Origin of the sequence: Burkholderia sp. MSHR3999 (genome assembly GCF_000833595.1) — a bacterium.
Classification (GTDB): Bacteria; Pseudomonadota; Gammaproteobacteria; order Burkholderiales; family Burkholderiaceae; genus Burkholderia; species Burkholderia ubonensis.
Window position 1 is genome coordinate 216,952 of sequence record NZ_JRFO01000005.1, and the last position, 15,439, is coordinate 232,390.

Here is a 15,439-nt window from a genome sequence, read left to right on the forward strand (position 1 = left end):
CTTGAGGCCGGTTAGCGTTCATTCCGATGGGCAACGGCAGGCTGTCCTGCGCGAAGCAGATTGAGATCCGGCGTGGCGAACGAGATAACGCATCGCCTCCGTTTCGATTGAATGATTGAACGTCAGTGTGTTTCGCCTGTGGAAATTAGAGCACCGCGAGAACCCGGTGTCTGCCCCGTAAATGCCGGACAAGACGTTTCGCGAAAGTGTTCTATGCAGGGGAGTATGGGTCCAGCAGCGACACGACGACCTTGCGCTCGCCTTCGAACGGATTGCGGCCATGCGCGAATCGCATGTTGTCGACGAGCAGCACGTCGCCGCGTTGCCATGGAAATGCGATCGCGCATTCGCGGAAGGCGTTGCGAATCTGCTCGATGTCGGCGAGATCGAGTGGACTCCCGTCGCCGTAGAAGGCGTTGCGCGGCAGCCGATCGTTGCCGAACAGGCTGACGATCGAGCTGGCGAGCGACGCGTCCAGGTTCGAGATGTGGAACAGATGGGCCTGATTGAAGAACACCCGGTCGCGGGTGACAGGATGGTAAGCGACGCCCTGGTTGATCTGTGCGGTGCGTAGCGTGTCGTCGTCGAGCCATGCGTGCTCGATGTCGTTGTCCGCGCAGAAGGCCGCGAGCTGGCCGCGGTCGCTGGTCTGAAAGACCGTTTCCCACGGAATGTCGACGTGCCGCCGGTAGTGCCGGACGTAGCGGACCTGTTTCGCCTCGAAGTCGTCCAGGATGCGCGGCCCGATCCTGCGGCTCACCTCGCGCATGTCGGCGATCGGCGTTTCGCCGCCGGCCGTGGGCGCGGTCAGGCAACAGAATGCGACTCTCAGCGGCCAGTTGCGTTGATACGCGTTTTCGCAATGAAGCGATATCGTCTCGCTCGGCGGATATTCGGTTGCGGTGAAGATGCCGTTGCCGATCGACGTGCGCGGCGTGGAGCGATAGACGTAGTCGGACTTATGGGCCGAAATCGCGTTCGCAAACGCTTCGAATCCGTCCACGGATGACACGTCGAAGCCGCGAAACAGCAGCGCCCCATGCTCCAGCAGCCGGGCGTCCAGCTCCGCTCGATTGTCGTTCACCGCCCGCACGATATCGCGCTCGTTCGATGCCGGCTCCAGCAGCCACGGCGAGGCCCCCTCGGCAAGCAGCTTGCGTTCCGTCATGCCCAGCATGGTCGATGTTCCTTTTCTGAATCTGAACGTGGATCGCGGCGAAACCCGATCCGGTTGGTGTTCACGGGTCGCGCCGCGGTGCGCCTATGCGCGGCAGGCCGTTTCCACGGCTTGCTCGAAGCGGTTGAGAATCTCGTGGATGTCCGCTTCCGACACGATCAGCGGCGGAAGGAACCGGAGTACCGCGCCGTTGCGGCCGCCGGTTTCGATGACGAGCCCGTTGTGCAGGCAATGCAGCTTGATGGCTTTTGCCAGTGCCCCATCGGTCGGGCCGGTTTGGCCATGCGTGCCGGGCTTGACGACTTCAACGCCGATCATCAGGCCCTTGCCGCGTATCTGGCCCAGGCAGGGGAAACGTTCGGCGATACGTTCGAGGCCCGCCACCAGCAGTGTGCCGACCCGGCCCGCGTGCGCCGGCAGGCCGTCTCGATCGATGATGCGCATGGTCGACAAGCCGGCCACCATCGCAATCTGGTTGCCCCGGAAGGTGCCGGCGTGCGAGCCGGGCGGCCAGGTGTCCAGGCGCTCGTCGTAGACCACCACCGATATCGGGTAGCCGCCGCCGATCGCCTTCGACAACACCAGCACGTCCGGCCGGATGCCGGAATGCTCTATCGCGAACAGGGCGCCGGTTCGGCCGAGGCCGGTCTGCACTTCGTCGACGATCAGCGGGATTTCGTGCCGCAGCGTCAGTTCGCGCAACTCGATCAGCCAGGCGTCGGAAGCGGGGATGCAGCCGCCTTCGCCTTGCACGACTTCGACGATGATCGCCGCCGGTTTCGTGATCCCGCTCTCGGGATCGGACAGCACGGTCCGAATGTAGTTGATGCTGAGCTGATCGGTCGCCGAGCCGTCGGTGCCGAACGGGCAGCGAAACGCATACGGGTAAGGCAGGAAATGAACGCCGTGCCCGCTGCCGCCGGCCGATTTGGGCATGAGATTTCCCGATGCGGCGAGCGCGCCGGCCGTCATGCCGTGGTAGGCGCCGTGGAACGCCATGATCGTCGAGCGGCCCGTATAGTGCCTGGCCAGCTTGACGGCCGCTTCGTTGCCGTCCGATCCGCTCGGGCTGCAAAACTGGATCTTGGCGGTCTCGGCGATTTTCCCGGGCAGGAGCGAGAAAAGCTGTTCGACGAACGCGTGCTTCGCCGGTGTCGCCAGGTCGAGTGCCTGCTGCATTTGATCGGAGGTCAGAAACCGCATCACGGCTTCATTGACTTCCGGGTGGTTGTGCCCGAGCGCGAGCGTCCCTGCATTGGACAGGCAGTCGATGTATTCCCGACCCTCGGCGTCGCGTATGCGTACGCCCTTGGCATGCGTAAACAGCCGGGGGAAGGAAGTCGCGTAGGTTCGGGCCTTCGATTCGACGTGCTTCAGATACTCGAGTTGTTCCATGCGCGGTGATCCGGCTTGCAACGCGGATTGATGGACAGTGGCACACGAGAGCAGCTTCATGTCGGCCAATGGTGTACCGGTATGGCCAGATTGAAGCATGGACGCCGTGTCGCGTCTGTCACGGGAAAATGGGACATGTGCGATGCAAAGTCACGTCGCCATCGTCGAGCGGAAATAGTCGATGGTCCGCCGCAGCCCCGCTTCGAGCCCGACCGTCGGCTTCCAGTCGAGCTGCGCGCGTGCAAGGCCGATGTCGGGGCAGCGTTGCGTCGGATCGTCTTTCGGCAGCGGGTGGAAGACGATCCGCGACTTCGAGCCGGTCAGGCGCAGGATGATCTGCGCAAGCTCGCTGACCGCGATCTCGTGCGGATTGCCGAGATTGATCGGGCCGGTGACGTCCGCGGGCGTGGCCATCATCCGGATCAGACCTTCGACCATGTCGTCGACGTAGCAGAACGCGCGGGTCTGACTGCCGTCGCCGTACAGCGTGATGTCCTCGCCGCGCAGCGCCTGCACGATGAAGTTGGACACCACGCGGCCGTCGTTGGGATGCATGCGCGGCCCGTATGTGTTGAAGATGCGCACCACCTTGATTCGCACGTTTTGCTGGCGGTGATAGTCGAAGAACAGGGTCTCCGCGCAGCGTTTGCCTTCGTCGTAGCACGCGCGCGGCCCGAGCGGGTTGACGTTGCCCCGGTAACTCTCCGGCTGCGGATGCACGTCGGGGTCGCCGTACACCTCGCTCGTGGAGGTTTGCAGCACGCGCGCGTGCGTGCGCTTGGCGAGCCCCAGCATGTTGATCGCGCCCATCACGCTGGTCTTGGTGGTCTGCACGGGATCGAACTGATAGTGGATCGGCGAAGCCGGACAGGCGAGGTTGTAGATCTCGTCCACCTCCACGTACAACGGAAAGGTCACGTCGTGGCGCAGCGCCTCGAAGCGCGGGTTGCCGAGCAGCGCGGCCACGTTCTGCTTGGTGCCGGTGAAATAGTTGTCGACGCACAACACGTCGTGACCGAGTTCGACCAGGCGCTCGCACAGATGCGAACCGAGGAAGCCGGCGCCGCCCGTTACGAGGATTCGCTTTCGATCAAGTTGCACAATTGCACTCCAGGTATGGCGCGGAGGCAGGTGACGCGCGGCCTCCGGGCCTGTTCGATCGGACCGCGGTTCGGGCCTGGAAGCCGAGAGGGCGCGCGCGGTGCTCCGCTTCGACGATCGCGGCGTCGGCCCCTCGGATCAGGAATGCGCCCGATCCGGTTCGGCATGAGTTAAACATGGGGCCGCGTGGATGTATGTCGTAGAAAAAGGGGACGCGGTTCAGGCCGGCCGAGCCGTTCGGCGCATCGACAGGTTCGAAGAACGAAATGATTTGAGGCTGCCGGACCGAAGCACGCGAGCACATCCGACTTGCAACGATTTACGGCTCGCCTTGCGCCGGCCGTCCCGGTCCGCCGAGCGCCAGCGATGCGGCGTGATCGCGCACGTCGGCCGGCCAATTCGCGATGAGCCTCGACAGGCGCGGCCGGTCGTCGGCGAACAGCGCGCGGACGGCCTCCTCGAATCCGGCCAGGTCGCCCGCGATCGCGGCCATGAAGTGATAGGCGCGCGCCTTTGCTTCGTGAGTGAGGCCGATGGCGGCGCGCGTCTGAATGCGCTCCTCGACGAGCTTGCGCAGCGCGACCGACGCGCCGCCGGATTGCGCGGACAGCCACGCCCATTGACGCGGCAGCAGCGTGACCTCGCGCGACACCACGCCGAGCTTCGGCCGGCCGCGGCCGCGCCGCGCACCGAGCAGCGCGGCGGCCGGCGCCGCCGGCAACCCGGCGTCGGCCGCGCCGCCCGGCTGGCTGTCGGATCGCTCGCGCTCCCGCCATGTCGAGGCTGTCGCACTGAAGCGGCCGCGAATGTCTTGGTCGGAGCCGCGGAGATCGATGTCGATGGGGCGGCCGGTCGTGTTGTCGATGATCAGGATCGCTCCAGCCGCCCCGCTATCGATCACGCGCCGTGCGGCAAGCGCGACGACCGCAAGCGGTCCGGAGGCGATCCGTCGAAAGCCATGGAAGCCGGTGTACTCGTAACAGCGCGGATCTTTCATCCCGTTGGATTGGATTTTGGGCCGCCGGCGCGGCGGCCGTCTGCCGCGCTGCGTGCAGCCTCATCGATTGAATGCCGAATACACGAGCGTGCCGGAGAACATCAACAGCACGATCGACGCGCAGCGCAGCAGCGTCGAGGCGCGATCGGCCCAGTTGCGATTCGAGGTCAGCAGGCCGCCGAGGCTGGACCAGCCGACGCCGATCGGCACCAGGACCACGAGAAACACCCCGATGGCGATGGCGAACTGGCTGACCGAGCGGAACGCGGCGAGCGGGAACAGCGTGCTGGCGAACAGCAGCGCCTTCGGGTTCATCAGCGTTGCAAAGAAAAGGTCGCGTCTGCTGACCGGCCCTCGCGCGAGATCATGCAGCTTCGGGCCCTTGGTCCACATCTTCACGGCAAGGTAGAAGATGAATCCGGAGCTGAGCAGCTTGATGCCGATGAGCATCCAGTTGTTGCCGGCGGCGAGCGCATGCAGGAAGAAGCCCCATATCGAGATCGCGATGACGTAGCCTGCCGCCTCCGAGGCGACCAGCGGCCACGTATCGCGAATGCCGGCCTTGAGGCCCGCCGAGAGCAGCAGCGTATTCGTGGGCCCCGGCACGATCAGCACGAGCGATACATAAAACGACATCTTCAGCATTGCATCCAGGGTGGGCACGATATCTCCTTGGCATGTCGGAACCCTTGCGGCCGTGCACCGTGCCCGGCCGACGCGGACGAACGGTAGCGCACGCGCAGCGGCGCCCGCGCGGACGTCCGGATTCGCGGAGCCAGCAGGAGTGAACGGCGATGCCGCGTGCCGATGTGCGCTGATGCTGCCCAGGTCGCCCGATGGGAACGGGCGGGCGGAGCGAAAGACGGCCCATTGTCCTTGGAAGGCAAAGCGCCATCAAACTGCTAAATTTAGTAGGTCGGCAGACCGACACAATCCAGGGCGATTCAGTTAGGATCGCTCAGCCAGACGTCACCCGTCGCGTCACATTCCGTATGGACCAGTCGGCGCCCATGCCGCGCGACGCATCGTGCTCCCCGGGGACGAACCGCATGTATCGGCGGGCTCTCGACGGATATCCGTCGCCAGTGTGACGCGCCATTACGTTGAGCCCCCGCCGGGGCGCTCATGGAAGTATTCGATAGGGTAACGAAATAATGGATGGTTTAGTCGAAAACACCGCCGCATTGCCGAAATCGACGATGCGCGAGGCGTTGAAGATCTCGCTGCCGATCATGATCTCGCAGTTCGTCGTGATGATCGGCGGCTTCGTCAGCAACCTGCTGCTGTCGCGCGTCGACGCCGCGACGTTCGCGGCCGGCCTGCTCATCAACTCGGTGCAGATGCTGCTGATGACGGTGGTGTTCGGCATGCTGTTCGCGCTGAGCCCGCTGATCGGCCACGTGAAGGGAGAAGGGCGCGAGCCGGAGCGGATCGGCCACCTGTTCTCGGCGGCGCTCGTGGTCGCGATGCTGCTCTGCGTGCCGACCATCATCGCGCTGCTGTTCATGGGCCCGATCCTCACGGCGCTGCACCAGCCGCCCGAGCTCGTCAGCGCGTGCACCGGCTTCTTCCGCATCTACGTCTATTCGCTGCCGGCGGTCGGCATCATCTCGGTGTGCGTGCAACTGCTGCTCGGCATCCTGAAGCAGGCGCTCGTGCTGCTCTACAGCCTGTGCAGCCTGCTGCTGACGACGCTGCTCGGCTACCTGCTGATCTTCGGCAAGCTCGGCTTGCCGGCGCTCGGCCTCGACGGTCTTGCGTGGGCGCAGTCGATCACGGCCTGGGTCGCGGCGCTGGTGCTCGGCGGCTTCGTGCTGAGCCATGGCAGCCATCGTCCGTACGGACTGCTGGCGATGCGCGGCGAGCCGGTCAGGCAGGGGGTGACGCGCATCGTCAAGGTCGGGTTTCCGATCTCGGTGCAGATGGGCAACGAGATCCTGTCGTTCTTCGTGACGACGGTCATGGTCGGCTGGCTCGGCATCGCCGCGCTGAACGTGCAGCAGGTCGCGACGCGCTACCTGCTGCTGCTCGTGATCCCGATCGTCGGGCTGTCGCAGGCGGCCACCGTCGTGTCGAGCCGGCACTTCGGCGGCGGGCGGCTCGGCGCCGTGAAGCAGGTGGGCGATGCCTACACGCGCATGGGCGTGGTCTATTCGCTGATCGTGCTCGCCGCGTTCGCGCTGATGCCGAGCCTGTTCGTGCGCGTGTTCGTCGCCGACACGCCGGAGAACGCGGGCATCTATCACACGCTGTCCGTCATCCTCGTGCTGATCGCGATCGGACAGATCTTCGATGCCGCGCGCAACACGTTGACGGGCGCGCTGCGCGGCCTGCAGGACACCCAATTCCCGATGAAGGTCAGCATGATCCTGATCTGGCCGGTGGGCGTGCCGCTCGCCTACGTGATGGGATTCACGCTCGATTGGGGCCTCGTCGGCATCACCGTCGCACACGACATCGTCATGGTGATCGGCGCGGCGATCCTCTGGCAGCGCTGGAGAAACCGCTTCCCGCGACACGGCTGATCGCCGTCGCCGGGCGCAGGGTGCGTCGTCCGGCTGTGGAGGCTCCTCAGGAGGCATCTATGGCAACGAAATCGGCGCTTGCGGGCGTCGCGATACGGCTCGCGCTGCTCGGCGGCGCACTGACAAGCGGCGCGTCGCAGGCGGAGCCCGGCTATGGAGGCGAGGTCGAATGGCCGCACTACGCGGCCGATCAGGCCTCGTCGAAATACCTGCCGGTCGACCTGATCAACCCGGGCAACGTCCGTCGCGTGGTCCAGAAGTGGGTGTGGGAGTCGCCCGACAACGCGATCGTCGCGCAGGCGAACGCGGGCGGCATGAAACTGTGGCCGAACGCGAACGAGGCGACGCCGCTGATGGCGGGCGGCCGGCTCTACGTGATCACGTCGCTCAGCCAGATCGCCGCGATCGACGCGACCACCGGCAAGACGCTCTGGCTCTTCAATCCGAAAAGCTACCTGGCCGCCGACGGCGCCACCTTCGCCTATCCGCCGAATATCGGCTTCGTCCAGCGCGGCGTGTCGTACTGGAAGCACGGCGACGTCGAACGAATCTTCTTCGCGACCGGCAGCGCACTGCTGATCGCGCTCGATGCGCGCACCGGCAAGCCCGACAGCACGTTCGGCAGCGGCGGCGTGGTCGACCTGAAGCAGGACCTGCGTCGCAGCGTGTCGCAGACGCTGTACGGCATGAGCTCGCCGCCGATCGTCTGCGGCGGCGCCGTGATCGTCGGCTCGAACATCCTCGATTTCCCGCTCGCGCAGCCGATGGCGCCGGGCGACGTGCGCGGCTTCGACCCGCGCACCGGCCAGTTGCTGTGGACCTTCCACACGGTGCCGGAGAACGGCGAAACGGGCGCGTCCACCTGGGTCGCGAACGACAACGTGAACACCGGCGGCGCGAACGTCTGGGCGCCGATGAGCTGCGACGGCGAGTCCGGCATCGTCTACCTGCCGGTCAGCACGCCGTCGAACGACTACTACGGCGGCAAGCGGGCCGGCGACGGCTGGTTCGGCGACAGCCTGCTCGCGCTGCGCGGGCGCACCGGCAAGCTGGTCTGGAACTACCAGCTGATCCACCACGGCCTGTGGGACTACGATCCGCCCGCGGCGCCGACGCTGTTCGACGTGCGGCACGACGGCCGGCTCGTGAAGGCGGTCGCGCAGGTCTCGAAGCAGGGCTTCGTCTACGTGTTCGACCGCACCAGCGGCAAGCCGATCTGGCCGATCGTCGAGCGGCCGGCGCCGCCCTCGACGCTGCCCACCGAGGCGGTGTCGCCCACCCAGCCGACGCCCACCCGGCCGTTGCCGTTCGACCGGCAGGGCGTCACCGACGACGACCTGATCGACTTCACGCCGGCGCTGCGCGCCGAGGCGCGCGCCACCGTCGCGAAATACGTGCACGGGCCGCTCTACACGCCGCCGTCAGTCGACCAGACGTCCAGCGGCGGCACGCAGGGCACGCTGATGATGCCGGGCAACGTCGGCGGCAGCAGCTGGGCGGGCGCCGCGTACAGCCCCGAGACGGGCTACCTGTACGTGCCGTCGGTGACCAAGCCGTCCGTGATCGGGCTGTTCCCGTTCTCGACGCAGACCTATGCCGGCGTGCCGAAGATGCTGAAGATGCCCGACGGCCTGCCGATCTCGAAGCCGCCGTACGGCCGGCTGACGGCAATCGACATGCGCACCGGCGACCATGCCTGGATGCGCCCCGTCGGCCGCGGCCCGGTCGACCATCCCGCACTCGCGGGGCTCAGGCTCGGGCCGCTCGGGTGGGATCGCCGCAGCTTCTTCATCGCGACCAGCGGCCTGCTGTTCGGCACGCAGGAAGGGATCGTGACCGCGAACCCGACGCAGTTGAGCCGCACCACCACGCTGAACCTGATCAAGAACGACGACGCGTACCTGTGGGCGCTCGACCCGCGCACCGGCCGGACGCTGCTCGAATTGCCGATGCGGTACGGCAACGCGTCGGGCTCGCCGATGACTTACGTCACCCACAACCGGCAATACATCGTGGTGCCCGTCGGCGGCGGCGGGAATCCCGCGCGGCTGGTTGCATACGGTTTGCCCTGAAGCCCCCGCCCTGAAGCCCGTCACGAAGGAGGAGATCGTGCTGACCACCAAGTCACGTACCCACGTTCGACCCGAGTTGTCGCTGTTGCTGCGTTCGCTCGGATCGCGCCTGGCGCAGGCGCGCCAGGCGATCGATCCCGCGCGGCTGGACCAGATCCTCGCCCAGCCGCACCTGTCCGAATACGAGCCGCGCCAGGCCGTGCACGGCCTCGACCGGTGCGAGGCGGCGCGGCATCGCTACCAGCAGCGCCTGCTCGCGCGGACGATCCTGCAGGATCACCACTACGAACGCGAGGAGATGGCCGCCGATTGCGAGGAGATCTTCGCGGCGATCGCCGGCGAGAATCCCGTCGCGGCGGCCGTGCCGCTGCCGCGCGTCGATTTCCGCACGATCTCGCCCGAGGCGTTCCACGAGAACTACGTGCGCCGCCCGCATCCGGTCGTGATCGAGAACGTCGGCCACGACGCGTCGTCCTACCATCTCGACGCGCTCGTCGAGCGCTACGGCGACGACATCGTGCCGATGATGCGCATCGACACCGGCGAGAACTACGAGGGCCCACTCGCGGAACTGCTCGAGGGCAAGTCGTATCTGGCCAACAGCGACCGGCTGTTCGTCGATCATCCCGAGCTCGAGCAGAACCTGTACTCGTCGTCGTTCGCGCCGTACACGAAGATGACGCGCATCTCGTCGCAGTTGTTCATCTCGAACGGCGGCGCGGGCAGCCCGTCGCACTTCGGCAAGATCGCGAACACGTTCTACCAGCTCGAGGGCGTGAAGGTCTGGAGCCTCGTCGATCCGGCCTTCCTCTATCTCGTCTATCCGCTGCTGCTGCCGGGGGATGCCGTCACCGCGCTGCACTGGCAGGACGAATCGGATCACGAGCGCTGCCCGCTGTTCCGCTTCTGCCCGCGCTACGAAGCCGTGCTGCAGCCCGGCGACGTGCTGTGGAATCCGTACTACTGGTTCCATTCCGTCAAGAACCGCACCAAGCGCAGCGTGGCCGTGGCGGACCGCTGGTTCGGCGTGCCGGGCAAGGATTTCCTGAGCCCGGCGCCGCTCTACGACTTTGCGTCCACGCTGTGCCCGCAAAGCGTGGACGTCGATACCTACGTGCAGTGGATGCAGATCCAGCAGAGCGTCACGAAGCGCAAGATCCCGTGGTACGAGCGCGTGTCGCACGGCCGCCGCTACCGCGCGTTCGATTCCGCGTACAACGCGGCCGCCTTCGGGCTGCAGCCGCCGGACCTGAGCCGCGGCGTGTTCAACCACGACTGACCCGATTCCCGGCGGCGGCCGCGAGCGCGGACGCCGGCCATCGAACCTTCACGAGGGCCTTACGATGAAGCGCAACTACATCGGACTCGGCACGAGTCCGCACGATCCGTCGCTCGCGATCGTCGACTCGCGCGGCCAGCTGGTGTTCGCCGAGGATGCGGAACGCTATCTGCAGAACAAGCGCGCGTGGTGCAGCCCGCCCGATGACTTCATCCGCATCGGCAAGCTGCTCGGCGAATACTGCGAGCCCGACGCGGAATTCGTGATCGTCGGCAGCTGGCGCGAGAAGTTCTTCAAGCGCCTGCACTTCTTCTCGTTCGGCCCGCTCAAGGGGCTGATCCGGCGCAAGATCGGCGCGGACAATTTCGACATGCTGCGCTGCATCGCGAGCTATGCGAACCCGCGTCACGGCATCAACACCGAGGCGCACCTGCAGCGCGTGTTCGGCCGCCGGCCCGTGATCCATCGCGAATACGAGCACCACCTGACCCACTCGGCGGCGGCCTGTTTCGGCAGCACGTTCTCCGATGCGGTCAGCGTCGTGATCGACGGGCTCGGCGAATCGACGTCGTGCAAGGTGTTCCATTTCGATCGCGGCGTGCATCGCGAGATCTCGACCAAGCCGTCGCAAGGCAGCTTCGGCCAGTACTACAGCCTGCTCTGCGAGCTGTGCGGGTTCGACCCGATCGGCGGCGAGGAGTGGAAGGTGATGGGGCTCGCGCCTTATGGCGCGAAAAGCGACCGCTACTACGGCCTGCTGCGCAGCCTGCTCGACGTGGACGACCTGCGCATCCGCGAAGGGCGCCGCGCCGCGGCCGCGATCGGCGAGCTCGTGAAGCTGCGCCGCACGCGCGGCCAGCCGGCGCTCGCTTTCGCCGATCTCGCGTACACCGGGCAGCTCGTGTTCGGCGAATTCGTCGACGAACTGCTGGCCAACGCGCATCGGCGCGGCCTGTCCGACAACCTCGTGCTGTCGGGCGGATGCGCGCTCAACTCGGCCTACGTCGGCAGCCTCGCGGGCCGCGGGCCATTCCGCCGCAGCCACGTATTCTGCGCGCCGGCCGACAACGGCAATTCGGTCGGTGCGGCGTGGCTCGCGTATCACGCGGATCATCCGGGCGAGTGGCAGCCGCGCGCCGAGGTGCAGTCGCCGTACGTCGGCAGCCGCCTGTCGGCGGACGCGCTCGACAAGCTGCTCGAATACGGCGGCTTCGACGCGCAGCGCACGCCCGATGCGGACGAGCTGTGCCGGCGCGTCGCGACCGAGCTGAGCGAAGGGAAGATCGTCGCGTGGGTGCAGGGCCGTGCGGAATTCGGCCCGCGCGCGCTTGGCAACCGCTCGATCCTCGCCGACCCGCGCGATCCGGACGTGAAGGAGCGGATCAACGCGAAGGTGAAGTTCCGCGAGGAGTTCCGGCCGTTCGCGCCGTCGATCCTCGCCGAGCACGCGCACGCCTATTTCGAGCACGCGTGCGATACGCCGTACATGGAGCGCGCGCTGCGTTTCCGTCCCGAGATGGCGCCGTGCGTGCCGGGCGTCGTGCACGTCGACGGCACCGGGCGCCTGCAGACGGTCAAGCGCGAGCTGAACCCGCGCTACCACGCGCTGATCGAGGCGTTCCACGCGATCACCGGCGTGCCGATCCTGCTCAATACGAGTTTCAACGTGATGGGCAAGCCGATCGCGCACTCGGTCGAGGATGCGATCGCGATCTTCGCGACGAGCGGCATCGACGTGCTCGTGCTCGACGACGTGATCGTGCGCAAGGGACCGGCGCGGCGCGACGAGGCGCGCGCTTTAAATGAAAACGTGAATTTATTTATTTAAAACGAGTAAATAGTTTGCTGAAAAATATTCGTCGATATATTCCAGGATTGAGCATTTCTCTGGATCAGTTGAGATTGATATGAAATTTTGCGAGGTATGCCATCGTGAACACTGCTATCGTGTATCGCAGAAGTGACGTGCACGGTATGGCAAGCCTCGGGAAGCTGACATTGTCCGAGCATCTCAATGCGCTAATGGCGATTGCCGCATCGGCAAGTCAATCTGTCGATGCGGCATCCTTTACGCGGTGTGCCGCCGATGCGATCGGCGCGTCGCATTCAGCTCGATAAGGCGGCACTTTCCATTCAGGTTTTAAATCCTATGAGAAGCGTGTCATGAGCAACCCGATCAAGAATATCGTCATCGTGGGCGGCGGCACCGCGGGCTGGATGGCCGCCTCGTACCTCGTCCGGGCGCTCCAACAGCAGACGAACATTACGCTCATCGAGTCTGCGGCGATCCCCCGGATCGGCGTGGGCGAGGCGACCATCCCGAGTTTGCAGAAGGTGTTCTTCGACTTCCTCGGGATACCGGAGCGGGAGTGGATGCCCCAGGTGAACGGCGCGTTCAAGGCCGCCATCAAGTTCGTGAACTGGAGGAAGTCTCCCGAGCGCTCGCGCGACGATCACTTCTACCATTTGTTCGGCAGCGTGCCGAACTGCGACGGCGTGCCGCTTACCCACTACTGGCTGCGCAAGCGTGAACTGGGCTTCCAGCAGCCGATGGAGTACGCCTGCTACCCGCAGCCCGGGGCGCTCGACGGCAAGCTGGCGCCGTGCCTGTCCGACGGCACCCGCCAGATGTCCCACGCGTGGCACTTCGACGCGCACCTGGTGGCCGACTTCTTGAAGCGCTGGGCCATCGAACGCGGGGTGAAACAGGTGGTCGACGAGGTCGTGGAGGTTCGCCTGAACGACCGCGGCTACATCTCCAGCCTGTCCACCAAGGAGGGGCGGACGCTGGAGGCGGACCTGTTCATCGACTGCTCCGGCATGCGGGGGCTCTTGATCAACCAGGCCCTGAAGGAGCCCTTCATCGACATGTCCGATTACCTGCTGTGCGACAGCGCGGTCGCCAGCGCCGTGCCCAACGCCGACGCGCGCGTGGGGATCGAGCCGTACACCTCCGCGATCGCCATGAACTCGGGGTGGACCTGGAAGATTCCGATGCTGGGCCGGTTCGGCAGCGGCTACGTCTTCTCGAGCAAGTTCACCTCGCGCGACCAGGCCACCGCCGACTTCCTCGACCTCTGGGGCCTCCCGGACAATCAGCCGCTCAACCAGATCAAGTTCCGGGTCGGGCGCAACGCTCGGGCGTGGGTCAACAACTGCGTCGCCATCGGGCTGTCGTCGTGCTTTCTGGAGCCCCTGGAATCGACGGGAATCTACTTCATCTACGCGGCGCTTTACCAGCTCGTGAAGCACTTCCCCGATACGTCGTTCGACCCGCGGTTGACCAACGCATTCAACGCCGAGATCGTCCACATGTTCGACGACTGCCGGGATTTCGTCCAGGCGCACTATTTCGCCTCGTCGCGCGACGACACGCCGTTCTGGCTCGCGAACCGGCACGACCTGCGGCTCTCGGACGCCATCAAGGAGAAGGTCGAGCGCTACAAGGCAGGGCTGCCGCTGACCACCACGTCGTTCGACGATGCAACGTACTACGAAACGTTCGACTACGAATTCAAGAACTTCTGGTTGAACGGAAACTACTACTGCATCTTTGCCGGCTTGGGGCTACTGCCCGACCGGTCGCTGCCGCTCTTGCGGCACCGACCGGAGTCGATCGACAAGGCCGAGGCGATGTTCGCCCGCATCCGGCGCGAGGCCGAGCGTCTGCGCACGAGCCTGCCGACAAACTACGACTACCTGCGGTCGCTGCGCGAGGGTGCCGCGGGACTGTCTCGCAGCCAGCCCGGGCCGACGCTCGCCGCGCCGGAAATCCTGTAGTGGAGCGCACCCTGGACCGGGTATGCGCGTGCGCGGCCACGCACGCCGCGGTGGCGGCCTGCGATCCGCTGCAGGCGCGGGCGCTCGTTCTGCAACTGCCTGGCCTGAACCGTAAAAAGGACGTGCCCGGCATCGTCGGCCTGTTGCGCGAGTTCCTCCCGGCGCGCGGCGTGCCCTCCGGCTGGGGCTTCGTCGAAGCCGCCGCCGCGATGCGAGACATCGGGTTCTTCCTGGGGTCGCTCAAGCGGCACGGACACGAGCCCGTGGACGTGGTGCCCGGGCTCGAGCCGGTGCTGCTCGACCTGGCGCGCGCGACCGACCTGCCGCCGCGCGAGACGCTCCTGCACGTGACGGTCTGGAACCCCGCAGCGGCCGACGCGCAGCGCAGCTACACCGGGCTGCGCGACGAAGCGCACCTGCTCGAGAGCGTGCGCATCTCGATGGCGGCCCTCGAGGCGGCCATCGCGGTGACCGTCGAGCTGTCCGACGTGCCCCTGCGGTCGCCGGCGTTCGCGCAAGGGTGCGACGAGCTGGCGGACTATCTCCACAAAATGGTCGAATCGATCGTTTACGCCTACCGCTATATCTCGGTACAGGTCTTCTACGACGAGCTCCGCCCGTTCTACGAACCGATTCGAGTCGGCGGCCAGAGCTACCTCGGCCCCGGCGCCGTGGAAATGCCCCTCTTCGTGCTGGAGCACGTGCTGTGGGGCTCGCAATCGGATCACCAAGGTTATCGAGAATTCAAGGAGACGTACCTGCCCTACGTGCTTCCCGCGTTCAGGAAGGTCTACGCCCGGTTCGCCGGGGGGCCGGCGCTCGTCGACCGCGCGCTCGGCGAGGCGCAAGCGGTCGGCGCGCGGGGCGAGGTCGGGGCCGGGCTGGCGGCCCTCGACCGGGTCTTCGAGGTCCTGCTGCGCTTCCGGGCGCCTCACCTCAAATTGGCGGAGCGGGCGTACGAAGTCGGGCGAAGCGGCCCCACGATCGGCAGCGGGGGGTACGCGCCCAGCATGCTCGGCGATCTGCTCACGCTCACGCGTGCCGCGCGGTCGCGCCTGCGCGCCGCGCTCGACGCGCCCTGACGCCTGACGCGTGCGGCCATGTGTTCCATCT

The 15,439-nt window shown here is 66.1% G+C and carries 11 protein-coding genes; 6 read left to right on the forward strand and 5 right to left on the reverse strand.

Translation table 11 applies throughout. From position 1 onward, the window contains the following. Positions 1–211: 211 nt before the first annotated feature. The 5 genes from KY49_RS14860 to KY49_RS14880 form a co-directional block, all read right to left on the reverse strand. Entirely contained in the window at positions 212–1,177 is a 966-nt protein-coding gene (locus KY49_RS14860; RefSeq protein ID WP_042585418.1) for a TauD/TfdA family dioxygenase, read from the reverse strand. Positions 1,178–1,261: 84 nt separating this feature from the next. Continuing rightward, positions 1,262–2,572: a diaminobutyrate--2-oxoglutarate transaminase family protein gene (locus KY49_RS14865; RefSeq protein WP_042585419.1), complete on the reverse strand. Its 1,311-nt coding sequence runs from the start codon at positions 2,570–2,572 to the stop codon at positions 1,262–1,264. 150 nt (positions 2,573–2,722) lie between these two features. Further along, on the reverse strand, positions 2,723–3,673 hold the full coding sequence (locus tag KY49_RS14870; RefSeq protein ID WP_029226804.1) for a UDP-glucuronic acid decarboxylase family protein: 951 nt from the start codon (positions 3,671–3,673) through the stop codon (positions 2,723–2,725). A 319-nt stretch (positions 3,674–3,992) separates the two neighbouring features. Next, positions 3,993–4,670 (reverse strand): DUF2239 family protein, encoded by a 678-nt coding sequence (locus KY49_RS14875; RefSeq protein ID WP_042585420.1) that lies wholly within the window; start codon positions 4,668–4,670, stop codon positions 3,993–3,995. Positions 4,671–4,730: 60 nt separating this feature from the next. Continuing rightward, positions 4,731–5,315 (reverse strand): LysE family translocator, encoded by a 585-nt coding sequence (locus tag KY49_RS14880; RefSeq protein WP_042585421.1) that lies wholly within the window; start codon positions 5,313–5,315, stop codon positions 4,731–4,733. 509 nt (positions 5,316–5,824) lie between these two features. On the opposite strand from KY49_RS14880, the gene KY49_RS14885 reads away from it, so the two are divergent. The 6 genes from KY49_RS14885 to KY49_RS14910 all read left to right on the forward strand — a co-directional run bounded on the left by KY49_RS14885 (position 5,825) and on the right by KY49_RS14910 (position 15,408). Beyond that, entirely contained in the window at positions 5,825–7,195 is a 1,371-nt protein-coding gene (locus KY49_RS14885) for an MATE family efflux transporter (protein WP_042585422.1), read from the forward strand. Positions 7,196–7,254: 59 nt separating this feature from the next. Next, positions 7,255–9,267 (forward strand): pyrroloquinoline quinone-dependent dehydrogenase, encoded by a 2,013-nt coding sequence (locus tag KY49_RS14890; protein ID WP_042585423.1) that lies wholly within the window; start codon positions 7,255–7,257, stop codon positions 9,265–9,267. Positions 9,268–9,304: 37 nt separating this feature from the next. Further along, entirely contained in the window at positions 9,305–10,546 is a 1,242-nt protein-coding gene (locus KY49_RS14895; protein ID WP_143134867.1) for a cupin-like domain-containing protein, read from the forward strand. Between the two features lie 64 nt (positions 10,547–10,610). Next, entirely contained in the window at positions 10,611–12,374 is a 1,764-nt protein-coding gene (locus tag KY49_RS14900; RefSeq protein ID WP_042585425.1) for a carbamoyltransferase family protein, read from the forward strand. Positions 12,375–12,709: 335 nt separating this feature from the next. After that, positions 12,710–14,326 carry a tryptophan halogenase family protein gene (locus KY49_RS14905; RefSeq protein ID WP_042585426.1) on the forward strand — a complete coding sequence of 539 codons (1,617 nt, stop codon included), beginning with the start codon at positions 12,710–12,712 and terminating at the stop codon, positions 14,324–14,326. Next, a complete protein-coding gene (locus KY49_RS14910; RefSeq protein ID WP_042585427.1) occupies positions 14,326–15,408 on the forward strand; it encodes a monodechloroaminopyrrolnitrin synthase PrnB family protein in 1,083 nt (360 codons plus the stop codon). The genes KY49_RS14905 and KY49_RS14910 overlap by 1 nt, the downstream gene beginning before the upstream one ends. Positions 15,409–15,439: the final 31 nt, after the last annotated feature.

Excerpts from the sequence above, each read along its gene's own strand:
- KY49_RS14860 (WP_042585418.1), bottom strand. The coding sequence starts at position 1,177 with ATGCTGGGCATGACGGAACGCAAGCTGCTTGCCGAGGGGGCCTCGCCG.
- KY49_RS14865 (WP_042585419.1), bottom strand. The coding sequence starts at position 2,572 with ATGGAACAACTCGAGTATCTGAAGCACGTCGAATCGAAGGCCCGAACC.
- KY49_RS14875 (WP_042585420.1), bottom strand. The coding sequence starts at position 4,670 with ATGAAAGATCCGCGCTGTTACGAGTACACCGGCTTCCATGGCTTTCGA.
- KY49_RS14880 (WP_042585421.1), bottom strand. The coding sequence starts at position 5,315 with ATGCTGAAGATGTCGTTTTATGTATCGCTCGTGCTGATCGTGCCGGGG.
- KY49_RS14885 (WP_042585422.1), top strand. The coding sequence starts at position 5,825 with ATGGATGGTTTAGTCGAAAACACCGCCGCATTGCCGAAATCGACGATG.
- KY49_RS14890 (WP_042585423.1), top strand. The coding sequence starts at position 7,255 with ATGGCAACGAAATCGGCGCTTGCGGGCGTCGCGATACGGCTCGCGCTG.
- KY49_RS14900 (WP_042585425.1), top strand. The coding sequence starts at position 10,611 with ATGAAGCGCAACTACATCGGACTCGGCACGAGTCCGCACGATCCGTCG.
- KY49_RS14905 (WP_042585426.1), top strand. The coding sequence starts at position 12,710 with ATGAGCAACCCGATCAAGAATATCGTCATCGTGGGCGGCGGCACCGCG.